Source organism: Bradyrhizobium sp. Kon37, from assembly GCF_055807535.1.
In genome coordinates this window covers 52,202-69,252 of the sequence record NZ_JBVVOY010000002.1, presented here as the reverse complement: position 1 = coordinate 69,252, position 17,051 = coordinate 52,202, and the positions used below count along the sequence as shown (strand labels likewise).

Sequence of the window (17,051 nt, the reverse complement as noted above, 5' to 3'; positions counted from 1 at the left end):
CAGGAGGTGGTCAAATTGATGGGGGACCTGGGGCCCCAAATCAGACCGCGGCACCCGTTTCGGGCCGCAACATACTGGTTTTGCCGTTGGATGCCAGCATTTTGCTGGCCAGCGGAGCAGTCGGGTAATGGCTGGGGACAAGCCGATGTCGCCGTTCTGGTCCCCCTCGCGGCATCTCGACCGCCGGCCGTTCCTTCAGGCCAGGGGAGCCATCACCGGCGCTCTACGGGGATTTTTCGCCGAGCAGGGCTTCATCGAGGTCGAAACCTCCGTTCTCCAGATCTCCCCGGGCAACGAGACCCACCTGCATGCCCCCCGGACCGAGATCATGCGACCCGACGGCAGCCGTGTGAGCCGATATTTGCGGACTTCGCCGGAATTCGCCTGCAAGAAGCTGCTGGCGGCCGGAGAGACCCGGATTTTCGAGTTCGCCCGGGTGTTCCGGGACCGCGAGCGCGGCGACCTGCATTTGCCCGAATTCACCATGCTGGAATGGTACCGGGCAGGCGCCCCCTATGACGCCATCATGGCCGATTGCGTCGTCCTCATCGCCCGCGCGGCCCAGGCGACCGGTATCGGTACCTTCGCCTTCCGCGGCCGGACCGCCGATCCCTTCGCCGAGCCGGAGCTTGTAACGGTGGCCGGCGCCTTCGAGCAATTTGCGGGAATCGACCTGCTTGCGACCATTTCCGGCGGCGAGGGCGACCGCGCCTCGCTCGCCCGGGCCGCGGCCGGCAAGGTCCGCGTCGCCGAGGATGACACCTGGTCCGACATCTTCAGCAAGGTCCTGGTCGAGCATGTCGAGCCGCATCTGGGGCATGGGCGTTTGACCATTCTGTTCGAATACCCATCTCCAGAGGCGGCACTGGCGCGCGTGAAGGCGGGCGATCCCCGCGTTGCCGAACGGTTCGAGGTCTATGCCTGCGGTGTCGAGCTCGCCAACGGCTTTGGCGAGCTGACCGACGCCGAGGAGCAGCGCAAGCGCTTCACGCAATCCATGGCGGAGAAGCAACGCCGCTACGGCGAAGCCTATCCGCTGGACGAGGACTTTCTGGCCGCGGTCGCGGCCATGCCGGAGGCGAGCGGCGTCGCGCTCGGCTTCGACCGGCTGGTGATGCTGGCGAGTGGCGCATCGCGAATTGATCAGGTGGTCTGGACGCCGCCTGCAGATGAAACGTTAAGCGAGACATGATGAAGAGCAATCTTGCGCGCACATTGCGTGAGCCGGCCGAACTTGTGGCCGAGCAGCTGGTATCAGCCGAAGCGCTGCCGGCGCTCGAACGTGTTGCCGCGCGCTACGCGGTTGCGATCACGCCGGCGCTGGTCGATCTGATCGACAGGTCCGATCCCGACGATCCCATTGCGCGGCAATTCATTCCGACCGCCGCTGAGCTGCAGATGCAACCGGGCGAGGACGCAGATCCAATTGGCGATCATCCGCACTCGCCGGTTCCCGGGATCGTGCATCGCTATCCCGACCGCGTGCTGTTCAAGCTCGTTCACGTGTGCGCGGTCTATTGCCGCTTCTGCTTCCGCCGCGAGATGGTCGGACCCGGCAAGGAGAACGCGCTCTCGGACGGCGCCTATCGCGCGGCGATCGACTACATCCGCTCGCACGGCGAGATCTGGGAGGTGATCCTGACCGGGGGCGATCCCCTGATGTTGTCGCCACGGCGGATGAGCGAGATCATGGCCGATCTGGCCGGCATCGATCACGTCAAGATCATCCGCCTTCACACCCGCGTGCCCGTGGCCGAGCCCGCGCGCATCAGCGACGAGATGGTGGCGGCGCTGAAGGCCGAAGGCGTCACCACCTGGGTAGCGCTGCATGCCAACCATGCGCGCGAACTGACGGGGCCGGCGCGTGCCGCCTGCGCGCGGCTGGTCGATGCCGGGATTCCCATGGTGAGCCAGTCCGTGCTTTTGCGCGGGGTCAATGACAGCGTGACCGCTCTGTCGGATTTAATGCGAGCTTTCGTCGAATGCCGGATCAAGCCCTATTATCTGCATCACGGCGATCTCGCGCCCGGCACGGCGCATCTGCGAACGACACTCGCCGATGGGCAGGATTTGATGCGGCAGCTGCGCGGACGGGTGTCTGGACTGTGTCAGCCTGACTATGTCATCGACATTCCCGGCGGCGCCGGCAAGTCGCCGGTGGGACCGAATTACGTGTTGCCGATGCAAAATACCGCACCTGATGCGGGTGATGCGGCATCGGAAACGCGCTATCGTATCGTGGATTATTGCGGCGACATTCATCTCTATCCGCCCGAGACCTGAAGATGCCGGCTTGAGAAATGGAGAGGTAAAATGAGAAGCATCATTTTGGCACTGTCGCTTCTGACGGTGTTCGGCAGCGCCGGCTTCGCGCAGACGGGAAGCAAGGGATCGACGAGCTCGGGACAATCGGCGGGTTCTTTGCCGCCTGCGCCCGTCGGTCATCGGCAGCCGCGCGTCGGCGACGTGCCAAACGAGAAGAACCTGAGCGACCCGAACGATCCTCTCAGCAAGGAAAATCAGGCGCTCGACAAGAAGATCAAGAGCATCTGCCGCGGCTGCTAGGCGCCGGAGCGGCGGGCAGGGTGCGACAGCCTCACCCCGCCCGCGATCGTTCGGTCAGGCGGAGCGCTCGTGCAGCCCTGCGCGCTTGGTGTTGCGCCGGATCTCGACCGCGTCAGCGAGCTGCTTGAGCACGGTTGCCGTGGTCGCCCAGTCGATGCATCCGTCCGTGATGCTCTGGCCATAGGTGAGCGGCTTTCCCGGCACAACGTCCTGGCGCCCGGCGACGAGATTGCTCTCGACCATCACCCCCATGATCCGGTTCTCGCCGCCGGAAATCTGCCTGGCGATGTCGGCCGTCACGAGGGGCTGGTTTTCCGGCTTCTTGCTCGAATTGGCGTGGCTCGCATCGACCATCACGAGCGGCGCGACGCTCGCTTTCGCCAGATCGTTGCAGGCCGCCGCGACGCTTGCCGCATCGTAATTCGGCGTGCTGCCGCCGCGCAGGATGATGTGACAATCCTCGTTGCCCGCGGTTGAGGCGATCGCCGAGCGGCCGAGCTTGGTCACTGCCATGAAATGATGCGGATTCGAGGCCGACTTCACCGCGTCCGCCGCGATGCGCACGTTCCCGTCGGTGCCGTTCTTGAACCCGACCGGGCAGGACAGCCCCGAGGCCAGCTCGCGATGGATCTGGCTTTCGGTCGTGCGCGCGCCGATCGCGGCCCAGGACACGAGGTCCGCAATGTATTGCGGCGTGGTCATGTCGAGGAATTCGGTGCCGGCGGGCAGGCCGAGATTATTCACCGCCGAGAGCACGTTGCGCGCCAGCCGCAGGCCCTTGTTGATGTCGAAGCTGCCGTCCAGATCAGGATCGTTGATCAGGCCTTTCCAGCCGACCGTTGTGCGCGGCTTCTCGAAATAGACCCGCATCACGATCTCGAGTTGGTCGGCAAGCTCTTCGCGCAAGCTCGCGAGGCGCTCGGCGTAGTCGAGCGCGGCCCTGGGATCATGCACCGAGCAGGGACCGACCACGACCAGAAGCCGGTCGTCCTGGCCATTGAGGATCGCATGGATGGCGTTGCGTGCTGCCATCACCACGCGCGTCGCCGTGAGCGTGCGCGGGACTTCCCGCATCACCTCTTCGGGCGTGCTCAGCTCTTTCAGTTCGCGGATACGAAGATCGTCGGTCGTGCTCAGCACGGCGGGCTCCTGTCATTTTGAGACCCCGCCGGCCAATAAAAAAGCCGCCAGGTCTGGCGGCTGTTCGGACTAGATGCTGCAATTTGTCAGATTGAGCGTGATCCTCCCACCGCCAGCGAGCTGTCGTAGCTAAAATACCAATAAAAGCTGGTGGTGGCGGTGATCATGGCCAGTCATATAGCGCGCGGTCGGCGGCTTGTCACCCCCGAATGACGTGACGGCGCAAGGGGCGCCTCAACTGTTGCTTTTGCGTGCCGCCAGCGCCATGCCGATCAGGGTGGCGCCGCCGAACAGCAGGTTGATGCCGACGAGGATGCCGATCGCCCATTCCGCCGAGCTCGGCAATCCCGTGATCACCATGAACGAGATCGCGATGTCGACGAGGCCCGAGATCAGGAGCCACGACCAGCGGCCGCCCGGCTCGCGGCGGTGCTCCAGTGCGTACATGATGGTGGCGACGCCCTCGGCGAGGAAATAGGCGCCGAGCACGATGGTCAGCGTCAGCACGGCCTGCATCGGCCGCGCCAGCAGCAGCATGCCTGCGAGCACGGCGAGCGCGGCTGAGATCAGCGACCACCAGAAGCCCGGCGTGCTGCGCGCCCAATAGGTCGCGATCAATCCGCCGATGCCGCTGATCAGGAACATCCAGCCGAGGAAGATCGCAATCGCAAGGCTTGCGAGCGGCGGCAGGATCAGCGCGGCAACGCCGAGCACGGAAAGCAGGATCCCTTCGAACAAGAAGGCCTTCCAATGCGCCTTGACCGTCCGGCTCATGGCGGATTGCAGCCGGGAAAGATCCTCAGGCGATGTCATGGGCAGGCTCCGGATCGAGAGGCGTGTGCTCGATCTAGTCTAGTACGCGCGCACCGCGCTCGCCACCCCGCGGTTCAGCCGCCGCCGTGCGCCGACGAAAAACCTTCGCCGCTGGTGCGGATGCGGTTGCGGCCGAGAACATAGATCGCGGTCGTGACGATCAGAAGTGCGAGGCCGAGCAGGATCGAGACCAGGCCGATCGGGATCAGGGCCAGCGTCAGATTGCGCTCGGGGTTGATGAGCCAGTGATGGATCGAGGTCAGCACGAAGGCGAGCCCGAGAAAGCCGACGCCGCCACCGGCAAGCAGCAGCGCCCACATCCGGCGGAGCTGGCTGAGGCGCTCTCGCGCGACGTCGGTTCGGGGTGCGTGATGGCGCGCGACGCGCCGCACCAGCCGGATGGCGAAGGCGATCGAGCTGAAGCCGATCAGCAGGCTCGCGCCGCCCAACCACATCCGCAGCGTCGGATCGAGATCCGGCATGCGCTGGAGTGTGAGCAGGGGGAAGTCGAAGGCCGAATGCAGGGCGAGCGGGCCTGCAAAGATGAGCAGGCGGCTGGAGAGACGGGCCCAGTCGCGATGATGGCGGTTCGCACCCAGCGCCGTGCCGGCGCGCGCGATGGTCAGATAGGCGCCGGCGATAATGCCGAGCGCGCCGTGGAACGGCACGGTCAGCACGCTGCGCAAGGCGGCCAGCGAGCGCCACATCTCGGCGTGCTGGACCAGATAGGCGAGGTTCTCGTAGGCGGCGAAGCCCAGTCCGACCGCGGCGCCATAGACCACGGTGTCCATCGGATTGGCGAAGGTCCGCCGCTTGGTCGAGGCGACCAGCACGATGGCGATCACCTTGACCGCTTCCTCCGGCAGCGCGACGCCGAAGATCGAATGCATGGCCAGCGCAGCCCACGGGTTGTCCGGGGCCGCGACCATTTTGGCAAAAGGGGCTCGGGCTAGGCCCAGCAGCGAAATGCTGGCCGCGCCGAGCAGGAACGCGGTCCAGACCTGGGCCGGCGGTCCTGGGCGTTCCTCGGCGGCAATGACGAGCCACAGCATCAGCAGCGCCGGGGCAATGGCGGCCGTTCCGATGACGGTGGGTAACGCTTCAATCAGGTACATCGGCGCCGAAAATAGGTTCCCTTGATCCGCTTATCCACATCGTCCGATGCGACCTTGTGTCATGCGCTTGCTGTCGCGTCGCTTAACAAGCGTGACAGCCTACGTTCATCAGGACGGTCGCCGAGGGGTAGAATATGGAGTGCAATCAATCGCATGACAGAACCACCTCGTCATCCCTGACAACGGTCGCGCGCCTGTCGTCGGATCGCGATTGGTAAGTGAGATCAAGGCAATGTGCAGGTTTCTTCGATTCACGATGAACGTGTCGCCGCGGCAAGTCCAGAGCCGGGATTGCTCCCTCCAGGCGACGCGCGGCCGATCGGGCCGGCCTAGTCACGCTTCGTCGCGCGGGATGGTGACGCGATCCGGCGTGTCCGTACCTGCTCCAGCTCCCAGAAGACGCGTATGAGGCACGTGCCAAGGCAGAGCACGATGAGCAACAGCAGGAAGGCCTGGTCGACGGCTGGGATGTGGGTCATTGCAACGATAAAGCAACGCCCGTGCCACGCGTTCCCGCCGCGGCCTGTGCTATCTGCAAGGGCCGCCGATCCCAAGCCCGCTTTGACTGTCTCAATGCGTGGTGAAAGGCGGCGGTGCGTCGGGCGCGACGTCGAAGGCGCCGAGATGGAATTCCTCGCCGATGGACGCGTCCGGTTCGGAATGCTGCGCCATCAGCGTGAACGCGGCCTGCGGGTATTGCTTCCAGATATCGAGATCGCCGGCGGTGATGGTGAGCCAGCCGAAGGTGTACATGTAGCGTCCGGGCTCGGTGACCCGGCCGACCCTGTCCCAGGTGATCTTATCGACCCTGATCTTATCGACCGTAATTTTCTCGACTGCCATTCGGTCCCCCGATCGCAAGTCTGCAGATGATGCTCGGCACGAGGCGCGGACCTTCAAAAGCTGACCCCGGAATGGGGCTGCGATAGGGCGGCGCGGCCGGAGGATCAGGCCGATTGCAGCATGGGCGAGCGGACGATCAGCCGGACGACGTCGTCCCGCGACTGCTTTTCGGCGAATTTGACCGCAAACCCGTTTTCGAACTTGCGGATCACGCGCCCGACGCAAGCGCCGACCGCAAGCGGAGTTCCCACCGGCGGATCGTATTCGCAGGATATCGCAACACCGGCCGTGGAGACGTCGATGATAAAGCAGGCATGGGTGCTGCCGTCGGCGAGCGTCAGGAAGGTGTGCGCGACCTGCGGAACGAAGCGCGCGTCATTCCGCAGCTCCTGGACGCTGGCGTCCTTCTGCTTCTTCTCGAGCCAGGTCAGCTTTTCCGACATCCAGGCGCGCCGGGCCCGCGTCATGTCGAGCTCCATCAGGAAGCCCGATTTCAGCGTCGCGCTGATGGTGCACTGGAATTCCCCAAAGTCCTGGAAGTAGGAGGTCACGCGCTCGCCGACCTTCCCGACCACGGGAACGTCGACCATCATGCGGAACGGTGAAACGCGGCTGGTGCGGCAGGCGAAGGTCCGGAGCTTGCCCTCGCAATCGTACCAACGCGGCAGCGAGTAGCTGCCACTCACGGTGACTTGTACGGCACGCTGTCTGAGGAACTCTGCGACGGACATGGGCGCCAATCGTGTTTCGGAGGTTTTCCGTAATTCCACGGTAGCAATCAAATTCTAAGCAAATGATACCGGCACTCACGAGCAGGGGTAAATTTTTGGTAAATGCGCCGACCGGGACGGGCGGCATAGCGCCGCGATTATCGGGCCCGCGACCTCACGATCGCGTCATCCGAGCAGCACCAGCAGGGCTAGCACGCCAAGGGCCATGACGAGCTTGATCGTCGCGCAGACCAGGCTGCTGGGTCTTCTCTCAAATCCGAACCACGGCAATGCATGCTGCATCGCGCGCGTTGCCAACGCTTCGACGATGACGAGCAGAAGGGCGATGCCGGCGAGGAAGGACCACGACGCGTCCGGCAGCATCCATGCCGCGAGCCACGCGGGGACGGACGCTTTCAACGACGCTAGCAGCGCGAACCATCCGAACAGGGATACGAAGCCCTTGATGACGTCGGGTCCGATCGTGCCGGGCTCGAGACGGATGCCGATCTTTCCAAGAGCGAGTTCGATGCGCTCGCCATCGCTGAAGAAGAGGAAGGCGCCGAGGTAGAGCGGAACGCGCGACTGAAACAGGAGCGCGATGATTCCGAACAAAACGGCGTAGCCGTACGCGTCCGCAAGAATGTTCGTGCCGGCCGCCTGCGACGGCGCCGGTGCAGCAGTGGCCCGAGGCAGCGATCTGGCGCGCACCATGTGTTCCAGCATTCTGGCGCGCCGCTCCGGCGCGCAGGCTGCCGAACGGTGGATCCATGGCGGCGGCGGCGCCGGCGAGGCAATCCCGGCCGGCTCGTCCAAGGGAGATTTCTCCTGCGCCATTGGCCTGCATCCGGTTCCATCTGGACATTGGTCGGAGGCGAGGGGCAGGCAGGTTCATGCGAGGCGGCAGATTTCGCCGCGTCATCCAAACGCCCGGATGATGGCGCTCCCTAGCGGAATCGAACCGCTCTCTCCACCGTGAAAGGGTGGCGTCCTAACCGATAGACGAAGGGAGCAAACCCAGGGCCCCGCCGCTTTTCGCGGCACGGCCGCTGGCCGCCCGAGTCATGCCCGGCGGCTGCGCGGGCGAACCTATAATGGCCTTTGGCGCCCTGGGCAAGCCGTTCGGGAACGGTCTTTTGGCACCGGTGGATAGCATCCCGCCCCAGGATCAGTCGGGGCGAATTCAACGGTTTCTTAGGTTCCCTGAGCTAGCGCTGGGCTGGGAGAATTTGAGCCGATGCCACCGCCCAAGAAGCGCGCAGCCCGCAAGTCGCTGTCGCAGCATGCCTGGATCACGCTCGAGGGCGGATTCGCGGCGCGGCAATGCCTGGTCCAGGACATCTCCGCCACGGGCGCCAAGATCACGCTGGACGAGGATGCGAGCCAGCTTCCGGGCGTGATCCGGATGGCATTCGCGCGCGATGCGCGGACCGGGCGGAGCTGCCAAGTGGTGTGGCGGCGCGGCAAATCGGCCGGCATCAAGTTCATCTGAAGCGCCCCGATAGCGCGCGACACCGGTCCGGGCTAGAACGGCCCGCATGCGTGCGCCGCTCCTCATCCTGATCTCGTTGCTGACCATGTCCGCGGCCGCGGCGGAAGCCTTGCGTCTGCCGCCTGCGGAGCGTCCACAGGCCGGCAAGGCCTTGCCGCTCAAGGGTGCCGGCGGGAGCGCGAAAGCGGGCTCCTGCGCCGCCTATGGCCGCGGCTTCCATCTGGTCGAGAGCACCGGCACCTGCGTCAAGATCGGCGGCTCGATCAGCATCGAGACCACGATCAGGCGCTGAAGCCCCATGCCACCTGATATCATGCGGCCCGAAATCATCGTCCCGTTCGTGATGTATTGCGCGCTGCTATGGTGGATCGGCCGCGGCCTGAGCTGGACCGCGCGGCTCGCCACCGCGGCCGTGACGCTCGTGCTGATTTTCTGCGTGCTGCTGTTCGAGCGCGGCTGGCCCTAAACAAAAAAACGCGAAAACAAGCCCATGCACAGTAGCCGCCACCTCCCGGCGGCGCGCGGCGAAGTGCCGATTCATCGTGCTCTCAACGGACTTTAAGCCGCGTCACCGCTCACGACATCGGCGGTGCCACAAATTGCGCAAAACCGGGCCGTTTGCCGAGCTCGGCGAGCCAGCGCGTCAGATGCGGCTGCGCGGGCCGGGTGATGCCCTCGACGCCGAGCCAGCGCCGCGCATAGGCTCCGATCGCGATGTCGGCGAGGGTGAATGCATCGCCGTCCATGTACGGGCGCGTGGAGAGCAGGCGGTCGGCGATGGCCCAGACCTCGGCGGCGGCATCGGCATCCTTCTGCAGCTGGATCATGTCGCGCTCAGCGGGCGGCGTGCGCACGAGGCCCCAGAACACCGGGCGGTCGACCGGCTGCACCATCGACAGTGTCCAGTCGAGCCAGCGGTCGACGCTGGCGCGCAGCTTCGGCGCCTCGGGATAGATTTGCGTGCCGCGCCCGTGCGCGAGGCAGAGATAGCGCATGATCGAATTGGATTCCCACAGCGTGAAGTCGCCCTCGACCAAGGTCGGGATCCGCGCATTGGGGTTCATCGCGAGATAGTCGGCCTCGCGGGTCTTGCCAAAAGCCATGCCGGCGTCGATGCGCTCGTAAGCCAGGCCGAGCTCGGCGAGGCACCACAGCACTTTCTGCACGTTGACCGAATTGGCGCGGCCCCAGATCGTCAGCTTTTGGTCCGGCAAATCATCCTCCCCAGGCGTTTCTTTCGGCGCGGGTAATAGCGGAATTCACTGCGGCGAGCGACGCGCGATTGCGCCGATCCTCTTATGCAAAAGGTCCGCATGCAAAAAGCTCCGCCTGAGGCGGAGCTTTCATTGCAAGGTCAAGCTGGTCAGGCGATCAGCGGCCGAAGAACAGCCACAGCAGAATGATCACCGGAATCGGCACACCCAACATCCACAACAAAATTCCGCGTCCCATCGCGTCCTCCTCCAATTGCATTGTCGGGGAGAGAACGCCGCAGGTACGGGCTGGTTCCCGCAAAAAGGCTCTACCAATGGCCGATGTTGGGCATCGACGACCACGGCTCCTGCGGTGGCTTCGGATCGCCCTTCTGCAAGATCTCGATCGAGTGCAGATCGGGCGAGCGGACGAAGGCCATGTTGCCGTCGCGCGGCGGCCGGTTGATGGTGACGCCCGCCTTCATCAGCTTCTCGCAGGTGGCGTAGATGTCGTCGACCTCATAGGCGAGATGCCCGAAGAAGCGGTCCTCGCCATACTTCTCCTCGTCCCAATTCCAGGTGAGCTCGACCAGCGGCGCGCCGCGCGTCTGCGGCTGCTTCTTCAGCGCTTCGAGATCGTCCGACGAGCACAGGAACACCAGCGTGAAACGCCCCTTGTCGTTCTCGATCCGCCGCACCTCCGTCAAGCCCAGCGCATCCTGGTAAAACTTCAGCGCGACATCGAGATTGCGCACGCGCAGCATGGTGTGGAGGTATCGCATGGTTGTTGCTCCCTTGAACGGATGGGGTTTTGCTTTGGGCCGGGACGGCGGGGGTAGGAGATAGCAGGAAAATCCCGGGAGGGGCAGGGGGCGGGTGCACGTGTGCGTGAGGGCGAAGCCAGCTGATGAAGTAATCAGCCGGCGAATTTCAATGCACTTTCACAGCAAATCCATTGCAGCACACGCGCCCCTGGCAATGTGTGCGGGCCGGTCTGTCGCCGCGGCCTATTGCGCAGCGAGGCGCTTCCCGGCGTCCTCGATCGGCGGCATGAAGAGCGATACTGCGGTGCCTTCGGGGTCACGAAACTGGAACGTCTTGTTGCCCCAAGGCATCGTCTTCAGCTCATGCACCAGCGTGACCTTGTCTTTCAGGCGCTGATAATCCGCATCGATGTCTTCGACTTGAAACTCGATCACGGCGGTGCGGTTGGCGCCGGGCTCGGCACTGTTTTCTTTCCAGAGCGCGACGGTCTCGGCTGCGCCGATCGCCAGGTTGGCGCCCGGCGTCACGATCTTGGCGAACACCGGCGCGAGCCATTCGGCGGAAACTCCGGTGATCATTTCGTAGAACGAAACCATGATTTTGATGTCGGTGGCGATCAGGCGAGTGGAGGCGAACTTCATGGCATGTCCTTTGGTTGACCGCAGATTTGAGCGGCATCGCGGGGCTCGTCGCACACCGCTGCTGCCACCCTGATGTCAGCAGTCACGATGCCGCGCCGAGCGCCTGAACTAAGGGCATGAATTGCGATGACAATGCTCAAGCGCTAGACGACGAGCCCCTTCACGCGAAGCGCCCTGCAGCGCTAACCGGGCCGTTGGAACGGTGACGCCAACCGCAGAATTGGCCACCTCGCTCACGGGTGGACAGGATTGTGTAGCCGTTGGCAGATGAACTCCTTGCGGAGCTGACGCGACTAACGGCCATGGCCAATATTCTAGGCGAGCTTCTGTTTGCACTTATCCGCTCGATTGTTGCTGGATGGGCGTATGCGCTCTGGGTCAAACTGGCGACATGGCTCGAGCCGAGAATCCAACGGCGTTGGGTGAAAATTGCCGCAGGAGGCCTCCTCGGCCTGGCAGCCTTTTTTATGATTCCGATCGTGATGGGACTGTTGGGGCTTTGAAGACAATGAAATCGGGTGTCGTCATCGCACTGGCAATCGGGGCACTCGTCTCGACGGTGCTCCTCGTCATGGAGCAGCTCACCGACTACTCCATCGCTGTGATGGCATGGGAGATGCCGGGCATCTCCGCAGCTTACCTTTTCTGGGGAGCTGTCGGCAGTTCCGTTTTCCTGGGCGTCGCCATCACTTGGGCCGTGAATGCCATCGTTTACGGGGCCCCCGCCTTCGTTGTCCTCACAGTCATCAAGCTGGCAATCCGCGATCTACCGAAGTGACAGGATTGAGCTCGGCGGCGGAGCCGTTGCTCAGCGTGTCCAAGAAAATGAGCGGCAGCAGGTCATGCAAGGCGCCGGACGCGCCTGCGTGATCGTCTGAAATTTCGCCTGCCTGCGAGCGGCCGGACGGTCGGCATCATGAACCACGACGGAGTTCGAGGCGACGAATGCCCGTAAACGAAGGTCTCTCGTCGTGAAATGGTTTAGACGATACGCAGTTGGCTGCCTGATCGCGGTGCTCCTTTTCGCGGGCCGGGACAGTTATAAACGGCCGGGCGAAGACATGCGCTACGGGGCCATCCTTATGGTAGCCGCCGGTTGGCCTGTTGTTGCCGCGATGGTCGTGGGAAGCACCATCGGTGACATCGTCCATGACGTGAAGCAAGGCAAAGCGGGATGAGTGCCCGGCTGGCAAAGCGGACAGGCCGCGATCCCGGCAAACAAGTTTTGGAGCCCACTACGTTTCGTGCGCTTAATTGACGCCCCCCATGTTCGGCGAAATGCAGCGCGCTTAACGTTTGTGAATGCCGCGTTGCCTCAACGCCTGCAACCTTCCCAAATATCGGCGGCACTTCTGATCATCGATGGAGGCATGTTCTTCCGTCTCACGGGGGCGGGCGTGCATGCCCGCATCGGCGTCCGTCCGCCAACGAGAGTAGTCGTGATCATTGTGAGCTGGGGATGGTGATGTTGCTTCTGGAAGAGTTCAACGCACGAACGCTGTCGCACATGGACAAGGCGTTGGAGTGCGTCAGCGAGATGATGCCCGAGGTAATGGAAGCCTACGCCGCGCGCCGGTATGTCGCCGAACGGATCATCCATTGCGCCAAGCACGAGACACGCGAGATCGACGGCCTCGTCGCGGCCGGTCGGCGTGCGGTCGCTGAGCTGGCTGTCCGGGTCGTCGAAAGCGATTAGCTGTCTGGTCGCGAACAGCGGCAGCGTTCCGGTCAGCCGCCGCCTGTCAATCCGTGTTTCGCAATGCCTGAAGCTGTCTATTTCTCGAGCCCGGCCTTCTGCCGCATCGTGTCGATCAGCTCTGACGCCTCCGCCTTGGTCAGATCCTCTTTGGGGAGGGGCTTGTGGGCCTGCTCGGCGAGGGTCTTGAGGTAGGATTCCTGGGCGCCGGTCATCGGGTCGTCCCCGGATACCCAATCCTTCGGATCCTTTTGGGTGTTGCCGGCGGTGTTGCCGGCCATCTTGTTGTCAGTCACAGCGATCTCTCCTTTTCAGGCTCAATGCCGACTGATGCTTTTTGTTCCTTATTTGTTCGTGGCTGGCCCATGACGCGGCTGGGGCGCACTTTGCCCGGATCAGCGTCGGGAGATGATCACGAAACGGCCGGCATCGATCGGCGTCTGCGCATCAGACTTAGCTTGCGCCCCCAATCGAGGATCGGTGCCTCAACGGCGACGTGCGAGGCGGCGGCGAGATCAACGGAGAGCAGGATAGAGTGCCCGCAACTGCGCGGAGTGCACTCACCAGTTGCCGAGCGGAAATCTATCACGATTGAACCCGGGCGAAGCGCGGCGCGACCAACCGCCATGCTGCAAAGCCTGCCCGGCATCGGAATTGGCTTCGCGGCCTAGGTGCCAAGACACTAAAGAGGAATGTCGTGAAGGCGATCACGCTGCTCGCGGTGGCGGCCATGCTGCTGGTGGAAGTCTTCGGGTCGAAGGCGAGCGTCGGCGGCTCGATGAGCTTCATGCTGATCTTCGTGCTCGTGATGCTGGCTGTCGCGATCTTCGAGGCGTGGTCGAACAAGCGCGGCGCGACGGGATGGATCGTCAATTTGATCGCTTCGGTGGTTGGCGGGCTGGTTGCGGTTGCCCTGATCGGAATGGCCATGGAGGCGATGCTGCCTTACCTTCACCTCGACGGTTCGCTCGCATCCTCCCAGAATCCCCTGAAATACGTTCTGGTCGCAGCCATTGCGATCTGCATGGTGCTGGGATCGTGGCTGCCGCTACGAGCCGTCAACCGGCTTCGTCACTGAAGGGCATCCAGCGTCGCGCTCCCTAGCGCTTTGCTTCCTGCTTGCCACGCCTGACATCCTCAGCTTCGTCCACGAGCTTCAAGGTTGTGCCGTCGTAGGTCAGCTTCAGCCCACGGCCGACGGTCCATATCCATCCTTCCCGAGCGTCGCTGGTTGGCTGGGCATTGAACTGGTCGGATATCGATTTGACTGCAGCGTCTTTGGCCGCAGCGTCCTGGGCACCAGGGTTGTTCAACTCCGCATCGACGCGCCAGATGGGATGTTTGGGGTCCGGATTCTTGGGGTCAACGTCGTCGGCAAAGATCGTGACCTTGGCGCCGTCGACTGCGCATTCGAGGACGTAGGAATCGCGAAGCTGACGGCAGCGGTAGCGACGTTGCGTGATGAGCTTGTTGGTCTCGTCGAATGTCATTCCGGGCGAAAAGCCGAGAATGTCGGACTTCTTCACGAGTGCCAGAGACGAAGGCTTCAGAAAGCCGGGCTGTACCGACACGAGAACGGCAGCAGCAACAACGATCAAGCCGGCGATAACAATGGCAATCTTCATCAGCCCCTCATAAGAAACGTCCGACCATACAACGGCCGAAGCGTTCTAGCAGCCATTGCGCTGCATGGTTCGAGCCGCCCGCTGTCTTTGTAGGACCGCAGCTCGGAAGATCGCAGCTTCGGAAGATCGCATGGCAACTATCGGCTGGTCATGAACGTAGAAAACCGCCCCTGACATGACCAGGGGCGGCTCTCACCAAACGGGGTTTCGAACGCGATCTAGTGACCGGTGCCGGGCTTCGTCGTCTTCGGCGGCTTGCCGTCTTCGATCCGGCCTTCGTTGCGCAGGTCGCGACCTTCCTGAGCCTTCTTCTGGCTCTCGGGGGACTTGCCGTGTTCGTTCATCTCTTCTTTGATGAACCCGGCGCCTTCCTTCACTTTGCCTTCAACGCTCATGACGATCTCCCTTGCTGGAGATGGGGCAACTCGCGGCGAGAGCTGACCGTTCCGGTGCGCGCACAATTGTGAGGCGTGCATTCGCGGCAGGTTCCAAAAAAGACCCTTCTCATGAAATGGCCGCGCCGCCTTGTGGGAAGCGACGCGGCCGGGAGCAGCCGTACAGGAAAACGGCTTACTTCATGTTGCTGCGGGTCCTGGTGCCGCCCTGGTCGCTGCCGGGGCCGGAGCCACCCTGGCCGGAGGCGTCGGGCCTCACCGTTCCGCCCTTGCTCATGCCGTCATGGCTCATGCCGGTCGTGCCGCTGCTCATCGTGCCCTTGTCCGTGTTGGTCATGCCGGGCTTCTGCATGTTGTCGGACTGCGGGGCAGGGCCCGTCTGGTTCTGCGCAAAAGCGGAGCCGCACATGAGGCCGAGGGCGGCGGTCGCAATGATGAGCTTCTTCATCTCAAACTCCTGGTTGGTTGTGTGGGCCAACGGGAGCGCAGAAGCCGTGTTCCTAAAACTGGGCGTTCCGGAGTGCAAAAATTCTCGTCTGCGCGCGAACCGCTATCGACTTCGCTTGAAATCGCTCTAAGCCGCAATGCGCTGGTCGGCCGGGCCCGTCAGGTGCTTGAGCACTTCCGCGTGCTCCAGATCGGGAACCGCGATGGCCGTGTGGCTGTAGCTCGCATGGGTTCGTGAGTTTGCAATCCTGTCCAGGATCTCCCCGCCCTTGATGACGTGGAGGCCCATGCCCTCTCCGGATGGGAAGATCGCGAGCACCACGTCATAGGCGGTGATGACGGCGCGAAGCGCTTCGGCCTTGTCTTCGGCAATTTCGACGAAGACGCGAACATCGGCAGCGAGTTCACGCAGCTCGTTAAAATCCAGCACTTTGAGTTACTCCAACGCAACGATACTGAGAGGAGCTTGGAGGCGTTAGGTTACCGAAGTCTCAACGGCGCATGCCCGGTCACAGGTTTCTCGACCAGGCGCCCCGCGAGGCGATAGACAAGCGGGCATTGCCGCCCGCTCGGCAATGCGCCGGCACGGAAAGAACGTCTGGAACGGGGAGGGACGAAGCGCGCCTCATACCCCTAAGGGCGTCACACGATGCGCGCGTGACTTATGCGCGCTTTATTTGGCGTATCCCTGGGAGCGGAGCCACGCGATCTTGCGGTCGCCGTTGATCCAGTCGTCGGCATCTGCCTTGCTGGTGAAGCCCTTGATTTCGCGCTGTTCGCTGTCCGGGTAATCCGCCAGGATTTTCCAGTCGTTGTCTGCAATGCGGACGGTTTTGAAGGTCACTTTTGTTTTTGCCATGCCGCATTATGCAGGAGATGACCGGAAAAGAGAACCTGCCTTGTGACGGTCACCCGCGCGGCCCCAGGCGCAGAGCTGGGGGCCAGCCTGGCCGGCCGTGTGCGGCCGGGGCCCCCCGAAAAGGCGAAAGCCCCGCCTGGGGAAAGCGGGGCTCTCTGATGGGGGTGAAGCTTGGGGACTTCAAAGAGTTAGACGCCTCAGGGAGAAAATGGTTCAAGGCGGAAACGGCGCAAGCTGCGGCATCTTTGCCGCGGCGTCCGCCCCTCCCGCAGAACCCCCTGCTTGCGTTTTGGGCGTCGATGGGTTCTAAGCCCCGTCACTTCATGAAAGTTGGCATGAATCAGAAGCGCGTTGCGCGGTTGGACCGCGTCCTGAGCAAAGCCTGCTCGCGCGCACAGAAGGAAATTCAGACATGGCGAAGATGACCAAGACTCAGTTGATTGATGCAATTGCCGAGGGCACGCAGCTGTCGAAGAACGACGTGAAGTCGGTCATCGAGTACATGGCGACCGTCGGCTACAAGGAGCTCAACGAGTCCGGCGAGTTCGTCATTCCCGGCTTCGTGAAGATGTCGGTGGTGAACAAGCCGGCGACCGAAGCCCGCATGGGCGTCAATCCCTTCACTAAGGAGCCGATGCAGTTCGCCGCGAAGCCGGCGAGCAAGTCGGTCAAGGCCTCGCCGCTGAAGGTGGCCAAGGACTCCGTCTAAAGATTCGCGTTTTCGTTGCGGCGGCCGCTTTTCGCGGAGCGCC

At 63.2% G+C, this 17,051-nt stretch carries 26 protein-coding genes and 1 tRNA gene; 11 read left to right on the top strand and 16 right to left on the bottom strand.

Annotated elements, in window-relative coordinates:
- Positions 1 to 127 precede the first annotated feature (127 nt).
- From epmA to AC0L3J_RS04485, 3 genes are read left to right on the top strand one after another with little or no spacing between them, the layout of a single operon-like run.
- Positions 128 to 1,192 (top strand): EF-P lysine aminoacylase EpmA, encoded by a 1,065-nt coding sequence (gene epmA, locus AC0L3J_RS04495; RefSeq protein ID WP_473346133.1) that lies wholly within the window; start codon positions 128 to 130, stop codon positions 1,190 to 1,192.
- Positions 1,189 to 2,283, top strand: coding sequence for a lysine-2,3-aminomutase-like protein (locus AC0L3J_RS04490; RefSeq protein WP_473346132.1), 1,095 nt, complete (start codon positions 1,189 to 1,191; stop codon positions 2,281 to 2,283). The genes epmA and AC0L3J_RS04490 overlap by 4 nt, the downstream gene beginning before the upstream one ends.
- 30 nt (positions 2,284 to 2,313) lie before the next feature.
- The gene (locus AC0L3J_RS04485) at positions 2,314 to 2,565 is read left to right on the top strand and encodes a hypothetical protein (RefSeq protein ID WP_007609951.1); all 252 of its coding nucleotides are present in this window, start codon (positions 2,314 to 2,316) and stop codon (positions 2,563 to 2,565) included.
- A 54-nt stretch (positions 2,566 to 2,619) separates the two neighbouring features.
- Here the strand turns inward: AC0L3J_RS04485 and AC0L3J_RS04480 are convergent, their stop codons facing one another.
- From AC0L3J_RS04480 to AC0L3J_RS04450, 7 genes are all read right to left on the bottom strand, one after another.
- Positions 2,620 to 3,705, bottom strand: coding sequence for a 3-deoxy-7-phosphoheptulonate synthase (locus tag AC0L3J_RS04480; protein ID WP_346770855.1), 1,086 nt, complete (start codon positions 3,703 to 3,705; stop codon positions 2,620 to 2,622).
- 234 nt (positions 3,706 to 3,939) lie between these two features.
- Complete coding sequence (locus tag AC0L3J_RS04475) at positions 3,940 to 4,518, bottom strand: HdeD family acid-resistance protein (RefSeq protein WP_247361156.1); 579 nt, start codon at positions 4,516 to 4,518, stop codon at positions 3,940 to 3,942.
- 74 nt (positions 4,519 to 4,592) lie between these two features.
- A complete protein-coding gene (locus AC0L3J_RS04470; protein ID WP_027569915.1) occupies positions 4,593 to 5,633 on the bottom strand; it encodes a PrsW family glutamic-type intramembrane protease in 1,041 nt (346 codons plus the stop codon).
- Positions 5,634 to 6,203: 570 nt separating this feature from the next.
- Positions 6,204 to 6,461: a hypothetical protein gene (locus tag AC0L3J_RS04465; protein ID WP_473294193.1), complete on the bottom strand. Its 258-nt coding sequence runs from the start codon at positions 6,459 to 6,461 to the stop codon at positions 6,204 to 6,206.
- Positions 6,462 to 6,580: 119 nt separating this feature from the next.
- Positions 6,581 to 7,207, bottom strand: coding sequence for a PilZ domain-containing protein (locus tag AC0L3J_RS04460; RefSeq protein WP_456764450.1), 627 nt, complete (start codon positions 7,205 to 7,207; stop codon positions 6,581 to 6,583).
- 165 nt (positions 7,208 to 7,372) lie between these two features.
- Positions 7,373 to 8,002: a hypothetical protein gene (locus AC0L3J_RS04455; RefSeq protein WP_473346131.1), complete on the bottom strand. Its 630-nt coding sequence runs from the start codon at positions 8,000 to 8,002 to the stop codon at positions 7,373 to 7,375.
- A 122-nt stretch (positions 8,003 to 8,124) separates the two neighbouring features.
- Positions 8,125 to 8,199: transfer RNA gene (locus tag AC0L3J_RS04450), tRNA-Glu, on the bottom strand.
- A gap of 224 nt (positions 8,200 to 8,423) precedes the next feature.
- Here AC0L3J_RS04450 and AC0L3J_RS04445 point away from each other — a divergent pair.
- The 3 genes from AC0L3J_RS04445 to AC0L3J_RS04435 are packed head-to-tail and all read left to right on the top strand — an operon-like array spanning position 8,424 to position 9,144.
- Positions 8,424 to 8,678 carry a PilZ domain-containing protein gene (locus AC0L3J_RS04445; protein ID WP_007610106.1) on the top strand — a complete coding sequence of 85 codons (255 nt, stop codon included), beginning with the start codon at positions 8,424 to 8,426 and terminating at the stop codon, positions 8,676 to 8,678.
- 46 nt (positions 8,679 to 8,724) lie between these two features.
- Entirely contained in the window at positions 8,725 to 8,970 is a 246-nt protein-coding gene (locus AC0L3J_RS04440) for a hypothetical protein (protein ID WP_473346130.1), read from the top strand.
- Positions 8,971 to 8,976: 6 nt separating this feature from the next.
- Positions 8,977 to 9,144 carry a hypothetical protein gene (locus AC0L3J_RS04435; RefSeq protein WP_155809976.1) on the top strand — a complete coding sequence of 56 codons (168 nt, stop codon included), beginning with the start codon at positions 8,977 to 8,979 and terminating at the stop codon, positions 9,142 to 9,144.
- A 109-nt stretch (positions 9,145 to 9,253) separates the two neighbouring features.
- Here the strand turns inward: AC0L3J_RS04435 and AC0L3J_RS04430 are convergent, their stop codons facing one another.
- From AC0L3J_RS04430 to AC0L3J_RS04420, 3 genes are all read right to left on the bottom strand, one after another.
- On the bottom strand, positions 9,254 to 9,892 hold the full coding sequence (locus AC0L3J_RS04430; protein WP_473346129.1) for a glutathione S-transferase family protein: 639 nt from the start codon (positions 9,890 to 9,892) through the stop codon (positions 9,254 to 9,256).
- A 308-nt stretch (positions 9,893 to 10,200) separates the two neighbouring features.
- Positions 10,201 to 10,653, bottom strand: coding sequence for a VOC family protein (locus AC0L3J_RS04425; protein WP_456764445.1), 453 nt, complete (start codon positions 10,651 to 10,653; stop codon positions 10,201 to 10,203).
- Positions 10,654 to 10,878: 225 nt separating this feature from the next.
- A complete protein-coding gene (locus AC0L3J_RS04420) occupies positions 10,879 to 11,277 on the bottom strand; it encodes a VOC family protein (protein ID WP_473346128.1) in 399 nt (132 codons plus the stop codon).
- Between the two features lie 260 nt (positions 11,278 to 11,537).
- Here AC0L3J_RS04420 and AC0L3J_RS04415 point away from each other — a divergent pair, with 260 nt between their 5' ends.
- From AC0L3J_RS04415 to AC0L3J_RS04405, 3 genes are all read left to right on the top strand, one after another.
- Complete coding sequence (locus AC0L3J_RS04415) at positions 11,538 to 11,780, top strand: hypothetical protein (RefSeq protein ID WP_473346127.1); 243 nt, start codon at positions 11,538 to 11,540, stop codon at positions 11,778 to 11,780.
- A gap of 5 nt (positions 11,781 to 11,785) precedes the next feature.
- Complete coding sequence (locus AC0L3J_RS04410) at positions 11,786 to 12,055, top strand: hypothetical protein (RefSeq protein ID WP_473346126.1); 270 nt, start codon at positions 11,786 to 11,788, stop codon at positions 12,053 to 12,055.
- 681 nt (positions 12,056 to 12,736) lie between these two features.
- On the top strand, positions 12,737 to 12,973 hold the full coding sequence (locus tag AC0L3J_RS04405) for a hypothetical protein (protein ID WP_473346125.1): 237 nt from the start codon (positions 12,737 to 12,739) through the stop codon (positions 12,971 to 12,973).
- A 77-nt stretch (positions 12,974 to 13,050) separates the two neighbouring features.
- Here AC0L3J_RS04405 and AC0L3J_RS04400 read toward each other — a convergent pair whose 3' ends face one another.
- Positions 13,051 to 13,254: a DUF3072 domain-containing protein gene (locus AC0L3J_RS04400; protein ID WP_051462968.1), complete on the bottom strand. Its 204-nt coding sequence runs from the start codon at positions 13,252 to 13,254 to the stop codon at positions 13,051 to 13,053.
- Between the two features lie 416 nt (positions 13,255 to 13,670).
- Here AC0L3J_RS04400 and AC0L3J_RS04395 point away from each other — a divergent pair, with 416 nt between their 5' ends.
- A complete protein-coding gene (locus AC0L3J_RS04395; RefSeq protein WP_473346124.1) occupies positions 13,671 to 14,051 on the top strand; it encodes a hypothetical protein in 381 nt (126 codons plus the stop codon).
- Positions 14,052 to 14,073: 22 nt separating this feature from the next.
- Here the strand turns inward: AC0L3J_RS04395 and AC0L3J_RS04390 are convergent, their stop codons facing one another.
- From AC0L3J_RS04390 to AC0L3J_RS04370, 5 genes are all read right to left on the bottom strand, one after another.
- Positions 14,074 to 14,598, bottom strand: coding sequence for a hypothetical protein (locus tag AC0L3J_RS04390; RefSeq protein WP_473346123.1), 525 nt, complete (start codon positions 14,596 to 14,598; stop codon positions 14,074 to 14,076).
- 218 nt (positions 14,599 to 14,816) lie between these two features.
- A complete protein-coding gene (locus AC0L3J_RS04385; RefSeq protein WP_007610124.1) occupies positions 14,817 to 14,993 on the bottom strand; it encodes a hypothetical protein in 177 nt (58 codons plus the stop codon).
- 175 nt (positions 14,994 to 15,168) lie between these two features.
- On the bottom strand, positions 15,169 to 15,441 hold the full coding sequence (locus AC0L3J_RS04380) for a hypothetical protein (RefSeq protein ID WP_456764436.1): 273 nt from the start codon (positions 15,439 to 15,441) through the stop codon (positions 15,169 to 15,171).
- A gap of 126 nt (positions 15,442 to 15,567) precedes the next feature.
- On the bottom strand, positions 15,568 to 15,870 hold the full coding sequence (locus tag AC0L3J_RS04375) for a hypothetical protein (RefSeq protein WP_473346122.1): 303 nt from the start codon (positions 15,868 to 15,870) through the stop codon (positions 15,568 to 15,570).
- 243 nt (positions 15,871 to 16,113) lie between these two features.
- Entirely contained in the window at positions 16,114 to 16,299 is a 186-nt protein-coding gene (locus AC0L3J_RS04370; RefSeq protein WP_007591378.1) for a hypothetical protein, read from the bottom strand.
- 412 nt (positions 16,300 to 16,711) lie between these two features.
- Here AC0L3J_RS04370 and AC0L3J_RS04365 point away from each other — a divergent pair, with 412 nt between their 5' ends.
- On the top strand, positions 16,712 to 17,008 hold the full coding sequence (locus AC0L3J_RS04365; protein WP_007591377.1) for an HU family DNA-binding protein: 297 nt from the start codon (positions 16,712 to 16,714) through the stop codon (positions 17,006 to 17,008).
- The last annotated feature ends 43 nt before the right edge of the window (positions 17,009 to 17,051 follow it).